We start from the raw sequence: 7259 nt of genomic DNA on the forward strand, positions 1-7259 counted from the left end.
TCTTGTGGCCCAGCAGCAGGCGGGCCTTCTCGGAAAAGGGCGAACTGGCGTAGTGATGGAGGATCAGGTCGGGCATGGGCGTCGTGGGGGCGATGCGAAACCCTCACCCTACCCGCTGGCCGCCCGCTTGTCGAACGAGCGGCTCTCAAGAAAACGCCGGGCCGCCCCAAGTTTTCTTGCCCCCCGCGGGGGGCGGGCTGGGCGCAGCCCGGCCCTGGGGGCACTCAGTGGCAGCCGCCGTGCGCATCGTCGTACTCCAGCGAGGGGTACCAGTCGGCGCCCCGCCCGGCCGGCGTGAGGTCGAGGACGTTCCACAGCGGCGTCGGGTCGGGGGCGCCGCGCGGGTCCTGGCCCGGGTCTTCGGTGCCGCCGAGTTCGCTGGCCCAGAAGTGCCGCACGCGGCCCTGCGCGTCCTTCGTCCACACGTCCAGCGCCGGCCATTCGCTGCCGTCGGGCGCCAGGCCGCGGTAGTCGCGCGCATAGTCGTCGCCCACGGTCTGGAAGAAGCGCAGGTTGCGCCAGCCGCGCTCGCGCGCGAAGGCCAGTTGCCGCGACACGGGCGAACGGCCCAGCACGGCGAAGGCCGCCTTCTGCGTGATGTCGCGCACCGGGATGTCCATGGCCCCGAGGAACGCGGTGCACATGGGGCATGGCCGTTCGCGCTGCGGGCCGTACATCCAGAAGTAGGTGACCAGGGTGTCGTGGCGGCCGAACAGGTCGGCCAGGCCGAGGTCGCGGCCCTGTTCGTCGAGGAAGCGGTAGTCCTGGCCGGGCGCGCCGCCGGGCGGCAGCGCGCGGCGCATGGCGGCCACGTGCTCGATGCGGCGGCGCAGTTCGATCTCCTCGGCCAGCAGGGCCACGCGGGCGCGCCGGTATTCGGCACTGTCGTTCGGGTAGGGCCGGGCGGCCTCGGCGGCCAGTTCGGCGGCGTCTCTCAGGGCAGGCATCGGCGGGTCTCCTTCAGGTTCCTGAAGCACCGATGCTGGCGCGCCCGGCGGGACGGGATCAAGCATGTGGCCGGCTGTCCACATTGCACGCAATCGAAAGGGCGATGCAGCCGCAGGCCGCATGGGGCGGAGGTCTGCGGCCGCAGGGGCTGCCGCCGTGGCATGCCGGCGGTTGCCAGGAAGCGGCGTATTCCTACGCGCCCGGCATGGCGCGCTCGATGATGGCGCCGGCATCGACGCCCGCGCCCAGCGTGCCGAAGGCGTGGCCCCAGTCCCCGCCCAGGCGCGAGGCGGCGAAGGCGGCGTGCACCGCCTCGGGGGCGGTCTGCACCAGCAGCGCGGCCTGCACGGCCAGTGCCACGTCCTGCGCCAGGCGGCGCGCCTCGACTTCCGTGGCCATGGCCTCGACGCGCGCCGGCAGCGCAGCCACCAGGCGGTCCAGCGCCGCGTGCGCGCCGCGGGCCGGCGCCAGCTCGCGTTCCAGCGCTGCCGCCGCGTCGCCCTTGCGCAGCGCGCGCAGCAGGTCGATGGCCATGATGTTGCCGGCGCCCTCCCAGATGGAGTTCAGCGGCATCTCGCGGTAGATGCGCGCCATCACGCCCTGGCCGCCCTCCTCCACGTAGCCGTTGCCGCCCAGGCATTCCATCGCCTCCTGCGCCAGGTGGCTGCCGCGCTTGCAGATCCAGAACTTGGCGACAGGGGTGAGCAGGCGCGCCATCAGGCGTTCGTGCGCGTCGTCCTGCCGGTCGAAGCTGCGCGCCAGGCGGATCGCCAGCGCGGTGGCGGCCTCGCTCTCCAGCGCCAGGTCGGCCAGCACGTTGCGCATCAGCGGCTGCTCGATCAGCGGCTTGCCGAAGGCGCTGCGCTGACGGGTGTGGTTCAGCGCCAGCGCCACCGCCTGGCGCATCAGGCCGCTGGTGCCCAGCGAGCAGTCCAGGCGGGTCATGGTGCCCATCTCCAGGATCTGCGGCACGCCGCGGCCCTCCTCGCCCACCAGCCACGCCGCGGCGCCGTGGAACTCGACCTCGGAACTGGCGTTCGCCTTGTTGCCCAGCTTGTCCTTCAGGCGCTGGATGCGGATGGCGTTGCGCGTGCCGTCGGGCAGCACGCGCGGCAGGAAGAAGCACGAGAGGCCCGCCGGCGCCTGCGCCAGCACCAGGAAGGCATCGCACATCGGCGCCGAGAAGAACCACTTGTGGCCGGTGATCGCGTAGCGCTCGCCCCAGGCGTCGCTGCCGTCGCGCACGGCCTGCGTCGTGTTGGCGCGCACGTCGGAGCCGCCCTGCTTCTCGGTCATGCCCATGCCCATGGTCACGCCGGGCTTGTCGCGGTAGACCTTCAGCGCCGGGTCGTACGCACGGCTTTGCAGCAGGGGCGACCACTCGGCATGGATGGCCGGGTTGTCGCGCAGGGCCGGCGCCACCGCGTAGGTCATCGAGATCGGGCACAGGATCGAGGGCTCCAGCTCGGTGAAGAGCATGAAGCCCGCCGCGCGCTGCACGTGGGGCGAGCGCCCGAGCGGCGACGGGCCGCCCCGAGCCGCGAGAGCCCCCCCGGGGGGCAGCGCAGCAGGCGAAGCCGCAGGCGTGGGGGCCTCGTTCTCGGCCCACGGCGTGCCATGCAGCCCGGCGCCGACGGCCGTCTGCATCAGCGCGTGGTAGCTGGGATGGAACTCCACCTCGTCGATGCGGCGGCCGAAGCGGTCGTGCGTGCGCAGCTCGGGCGTGTGCACGTTGGCCAGGCGCGCATGGGCCTGCATCCCGGCGCTGCCCAGCTCGCGGCCCAGCGCCTGCAGCGGGGCGAGCTGCAGGTCCGGTGCGTTGAAGCGCAGCGCGTCCTGCAGCGCGCGGTTGGTGGCGAACAGGTCGTAGTCCGCCAGCGGCTCGGGCTGGTTGAAGACCTCATGGGTGATGACGCTGTCCATGTCCGCCTCCTGTGTCTCGGGTCAGATTCGGGTCAGATGAGCTTGACCAGCTGCTTGCCGAAGTTGCGGCCCTTGAGCAGGCCGAGGAAGGCCTCGGGCGCCGCCTCGATGCCCTGCGCGATCGACTCGCGCGGCCGCAGCTTGCCGGCGGCCACCAGCGTGCCCAGCTCCTTCAGCGCCTCGGGCCACACCTCCATGTGCTCGCTGACGATAAAGCCTTCCAGCTTCACGCGGTTGATGAGCAGCAGCGCCGGGTTGGCCAGCGGCAGCGGCTGGCCGTCGTAGCCGGCGATCATGCCGCACAGCGCGATGCGGGCGAAGGCGTTCAGGCGCGACAGCACGGCGTCGAGGATGTAGCCGCCGACGTTCTCGAAGTAGCCGTCGATGCCCTGCGGGCAGGCCTCTTTGAGCGCCGCGCTCATGCTCTTGGCGTCCGGGTGCTGGCGGTAGTCGATGCAGGCGTCGAAGCCCAGCTCGTCGGTGACGTATTTGCACTTGTCGGGGCCGCCGGCGATGCCCACCACGCGGCAGCCGCGCGCCTTGGCCAGCGCACCGAAGGCGCTGCCGACGGCGCCCGAGGCGGCGCTGACCACCAGCGTCTCGCCGGCCTTGGGCGCGATGATCTTCACCAGGCCGTACCAGGCGGTGACGCCCGGCATGCCCACGGCGCCCAGGTAGTGCGACAGCGGCACGTGCGCGGTGTCCACCTTGCGCAGCATGCCGGGCTGGTTGCCGTCGACCACGCTGTACTCCTGCCAGCCGCCGAAGCCGACCACCTTGTCGCCCACGGCGTACTTGGGGTTGCGGCTCTCGACCACTTCGCCGACCGTGCCGCCCTGGAAGACCTGCCCCACGGGCTGCGGCTGGGCGTAGCTCTTGGATTCGTTCATGCGCCCGCGCATGTACGGGTCCAGGCTCAGGTAGTGGTGGCGCACCAGCACCTGGCCGTCGGCCAACGGCGGCGTCTCGGCCGTCACGAGCCGGAAGTTGCCGGCCTGGGCCTCGCCCTCGGGGCGGCTGGCCAGGTGGATCTGCTTGTTGGTGGGCATGGATAGCCTCCTTGCTTAGTCTGTGGCGGGGGGTTGCAGGTCGTGGATCGTCTTGCCGGCCACCGGCAGGCGCTTGACGTACTTGAAGGTGCCGGTGCCGTGGGTGCAGGCGCGGCCCTGGCTGTCGTGGATCGTCGCCTCGACGAAGGCCAGCGTGGCGGTGCGGTGCATCAGCCGCCCCCGGGCGATCAGCGGACCGGTGGCGGGCAGCATGAAGCTGGTCTTCATCTCGACGGTGACCACGCCCATCTCGGGCTGCACGCTGCGCGCGGCGGTGGCCATGGCCACGTCCAGCAGCGTCATGCAGGCGCCGCCGTGGGCGACGGCGAAGCTGTTGGTGTGCTCCGGCGCCGGCGTGTAGCGCAGCTCCGATTCGCCGCCCTCGAAGCGCTCCAGCGTGAAGCCCAGGTGGTCGACGAAGGGGATCGTGACGCCGAAGGAAAGGCTCATGCGAGGCGTCCCGCCGTCAGGCCGCCCCCAGCACCACGCTGGTGCCGCCGTCCACCGCCAGCCACTGGCCGGTGATGTGCTTGCCGGCATCGCTGGCGTACAGCAGCGTGATGCCCTTCAGGTCCTCGTCGTCGCCCAGGCGGTGCAGCGGCGCCGCGGCCTTCATGTTGTCCTCGCCCAGGTGGTCGATCAGGCCGGAGGCCATCTTGGTGCGGAAGAAGCCCGGGCAGATGGCGTTGACGTTGATGCCGTACTTGCCCCATTCGGCCGCCAGCGTGCGGGTGAAGCCGATCACCGCCGTCTTGGAGGTGTTGTAGGCCAGGGTCTGCATGCCGGGCGGGTTGCCGTTCAGGCCGGCGATGGAGGCGATGTTGATGATGCGGCCGGTCTTCTTCGGGATCATGTAGCCGTTGGCGACCTGCTGGCTGAGGATGAAGTAGCCGCGCACGTTGAGGTTCATCACCTTGTCCCACGCCTCGACCGGGTGCTGCTCGGCCGGGGCGCCCCAGCTCGCGCCGGCGTTGTTGACGAGGATGTCCACCGCACCCAGGCGCTGCAGCGTCTCGTCGGCCAGGCGGCGGGTGTCCTCCTCCTTGCTGCAGTCGGCGGCGATCCAGCGCGCGTCGATGCCGGCGGCCTGCAGTTCGGCGGCGGCCTGCTCCAGGTCGTCGGCCTTGCGCGAGCTGAGCATGACCTTGGCGCCGGCTTCGCCCAGCGCATGGGCCATCTGCAGCCCCAGGCCGCGCGAGCCGCCGGTGACGAGGGCGACCTTGCCTTTCAGGTCGAAGAGTTGCTGGACAGTGCGGGTCATCGGTGTCTCCTGGGATGGGAAAGGGATCGGGTCAGGGCTTCATGCGCGAGCGCACGTAGATCAGCGCCACGCCCACGGCCGCCGCGACGGCGCCCGGCACGGCCAGGCCCCAGCCCACGGCCTCGTTGCCGCGGCCGACGGCGATGCCGAGGATCAACACCAGCAGGCCGCCGTAGATGAGCACCCAGGTCAGGTGCTCGATCCAGTGGCGCTTCTTGCCGGAGGCGGTGGGGACGGGAATCGGTTCGGTCATGTCAGTGCCGCCCGGCCGCCCGAAGGCGCTGACGCGCCCCCTCGGGGGGCAGCGATACGCGAAGCGATGAGCGTGGGGGCCATCATCAGAAGGCCTCTTCGGGCAATTGGGCGCACACGGGGTCGCGGCTTTCGACGACGTTCAGCCAGGCGCCGATCCGGGGCAGCTCGTAGTGGAAGAAGTAGGTCATGGCGCCGATTCTGCCCAGCGTGGCCGCCCCCTTCGAAGGGTCGGTCTTCAGCGCGCAGAGCGCGACCTGCAGCCACATCCAGGCGATGACGGTGTGGCCGAAGGCCTGCATGTACGGCACCGCGTTGGCCAGCGCCTCGGCGGGGTTGCCGGTGGTCCACGCCGCCTTCGTGGCGCGGTCGATCTGCGTCAGCGCGCCGGCCAGCGCCTTGGCGTGCGGCGCCAGTTCGTCCACGCCCAGCGCGGCGTCCACGGTGGCGGCGATGCGCTCGCCCAGCAGCTTTAGGCCGCGGCCTTCCTCCATCAGCACCTTGCGGCCCAGCAGGTCGGCCGCCTGGATGCCGTGGGTGCCTTCGTGGATCATGTTCAGGCGGTTGTCGCGCCAGTACTGCTCGACCGGGAAGTCGCGCGTGTAGCCGTAGCCGCCGTGGATCTGGATCGCCAGCGAGTTGGCCTCCAGGCACCACTCGCTGGGGAAGCTCTTGGCGATGGGCGTGAGCACCTCCAGCAGCAGGCGTGCGTCGTCGGCCGCCTCGGGCGCGCCGGTCTTCTGCTCGTCGACCAAGCGCGCGCAGTACAGCTCCAGCGCCAGCGCGCCCTCGCAGTACGCCTTCTGCGCCAGCAGCATGCGGCGCACGTCGGCGTGCTCGATGATGCGAACTTGCGGGCGGCTGGCGTCCTTGCCGGCCGGGCCGACCGGGCGGCCCTGCGGGCGGTTCTTCGCGTAGTCCAGCGAGGCGTAGTAGCCGGCCAGCCCCAGCATCACCGCAGCGGTGCCGACGCCGATGCGCGCCTCGTTCATCATGTGGAACATGCAGGCCAGGCCCTGGCCCGGCTTGCCGACGAGGTAGCCCACGGCGCCGGATCTGCCTTCGACCGGGTACTTGCCCTCGCCGAAGTTCAGCAGCGTGTTGGTGGTGCCGCGCCAGCCCAGCTTGTGGTTCAGGCCGGCCAGCGCCACGTCGTTGCGCACGCCGGTCAGGTTGCCCTCGGTGTCGACCAGCTTCTTGGGCACGATGAACAGCGAGATGCCCTTCACGCCCGGGATCAGCTTGCCCTCGGCATCGGGAATCTTCGCCAGCACGATGTGCACGATGTTCTCGGTCAGCTCGTGGTCGCCCGAGGAGATCCACATCTTGTTGCCGGTGAGGCGGTAGCGCGGCCCCAGCGGGTCGTTCTCGAAGCCCTCGCCGTCGGGCACGGCGCGCGTGGCCACGTCCGACAGCGACGAGCCGGCCTGCGGCTCCGACAGGCACATGGTGCCGGCCCAGCGGCCCGAGAACTCGTTCAGCGCGAAGACCTTCTTCTGCATCCCGGTGCCGTGCACCATCAGCAGGTTGGCGTTGCCGCTGGTGAGCATGTTCGAGCCGATGCTCACCGAGGCCAGGCCGAAGAAGGCGTTGGCCGCCGCTTGCACCGTGTAGGGAAGCTGCATGCCGCCGATCTCGTAGTCCTGCGCGGCGGCCAGCATGCCGCTCTCGACGAAGGCGGCATGCGCGTCGTGCGTGGCCTGCGGGAGGATCACCTTCTCGCCGTCGAACTGCGGCTCCTGCGTGTCCACCAGGCGGTTGAAGGGCGCGTACTTCTCGCGCGCGATGCGCTCGCAGGTGTCGAGCACCGCATCGAAGGTCTCGCG

Annotated in this window: 7 protein-coding genes; all 7 read right to left on the reverse strand. The window is 70.9% G+C overall.

All coding sequences use genetic code 11. From position 1 onward, the window contains the following. Window positions 1-224 precede the first annotated feature (224 nt). Window positions 225-947 carry a DUF899 family protein gene (locus ACIY1X_RS22885; RefSeq protein WP_399685065.1) on the reverse strand — a complete coding sequence of 241 codons (723 nt, stop codon included), beginning with the start codon at window positions 945-947 and terminating at the stop codon, window positions 225-227. Window positions 948-1140: 193 nt separating this feature from the next. After that, window positions 1141-2871, reverse strand: a complete 1731-nt coding sequence (locus tag ACIY1X_RS22890) for an acyl-CoA dehydrogenase family protein (RefSeq protein ID WP_399685068.1) — start codon at window positions 2869-2871, stop codon at window positions 1141-1143. Between the two features lie 32 nt (window positions 2872-2903). Then, window positions 2904-3920 carry an NADP-dependent oxidoreductase gene (locus tag ACIY1X_RS22895; RefSeq protein WP_399685072.1) on the reverse strand — a complete coding sequence of 339 codons (1017 nt, stop codon included), beginning with the start codon at window positions 3918-3920 and terminating at the stop codon, window positions 2904-2906. A 15-nt stretch (window positions 3921-3935) separates the two neighbouring features. After that, complete coding sequence (locus ACIY1X_RS22900) at window positions 3936-4370, reverse strand: PaaI family thioesterase (RefSeq protein ID WP_038216479.1); 435 nt, start codon at window positions 4368-4370, stop codon at window positions 3936-3938. Between the two features lie 16 nt (window positions 4371-4386). Then, window positions 4387-5181 (reverse strand): SDR family oxidoreductase, encoded by a 795-nt coding sequence (locus ACIY1X_RS22905; RefSeq protein ID WP_399685075.1) that lies wholly within the window; start codon window positions 5179-5181, stop codon window positions 4387-4389. A 31-nt stretch (window positions 5182-5212) separates the two neighbouring features. Then, window positions 5213-5434 carry a hypothetical protein gene (locus tag ACIY1X_RS22910; RefSeq protein ID WP_399685078.1) on the reverse strand — a complete coding sequence of 74 codons (222 nt, stop codon included), beginning with the start codon at window positions 5432-5434 and terminating at the stop codon, window positions 5213-5215. Between the two features lie 85 nt (window positions 5435-5519). After that, on the reverse strand, window positions 5520-7259 hold a 1740-nt coding region (locus tag ACIY1X_RS22915), incomplete at its 5' end, for an acyl-CoA dehydrogenase (RefSeq protein WP_399685080.1).

This window comes from Xenophilus sp. (assembly GCF_044462705.1).
Taxonomy (GTDB): domain Bacteria; phylum Pseudomonadota; class Gammaproteobacteria; order Burkholderiales; family Burkholderiaceae_C; genus Xenophilus; species Xenophilus azovorans.

What these genes read in the sequence shown, in the direction of transcription:
- ACIY1X_RS22905 (WP_399685075.1), bottom strand. Translation starts at nt 5,181, where the DNA reads ATGACCCGCACTGTCCAGCAACTCTTCGACCTGAAAGGCAAGGTCGCC.
- ACIY1X_RS22900 (WP_038216479.1), bottom strand. Translation starts at nt 4,370, where the DNA reads ATGAGCCTTTCCTTCGGCGTCACGATCCCCTTCGTCGACCACCTGGGC.
- ACIY1X_RS22890 (WP_399685068.1), bottom strand. Translation starts at nt 2,871, where the DNA reads ATGGACAGCGTCATCACCCATGAGGTCTTCAACCAGCCCGAGCCGCTG.
- ACIY1X_RS22895 (WP_399685072.1), bottom strand. Translation starts at nt 3,920, where the DNA reads ATGCCCACCAACAAGCAGATCCACCTGGCCAGCCGCCCCGAGGGCGAG.
- ACIY1X_RS22910 (WP_399685078.1), bottom strand. Translation starts at nt 5,434, where the DNA reads ATGACCGAACCGATTCCCGTCCCCACCGCCTCCGGCAAGAAGCGCCAC.
- ACIY1X_RS22885 (WP_399685065.1), bottom strand. Translation starts at nt 947, where the DNA reads ATGCCTGCCCTGAGAGACGCCGCCGAACTGGCCGCCGAGGCCGCCCGG.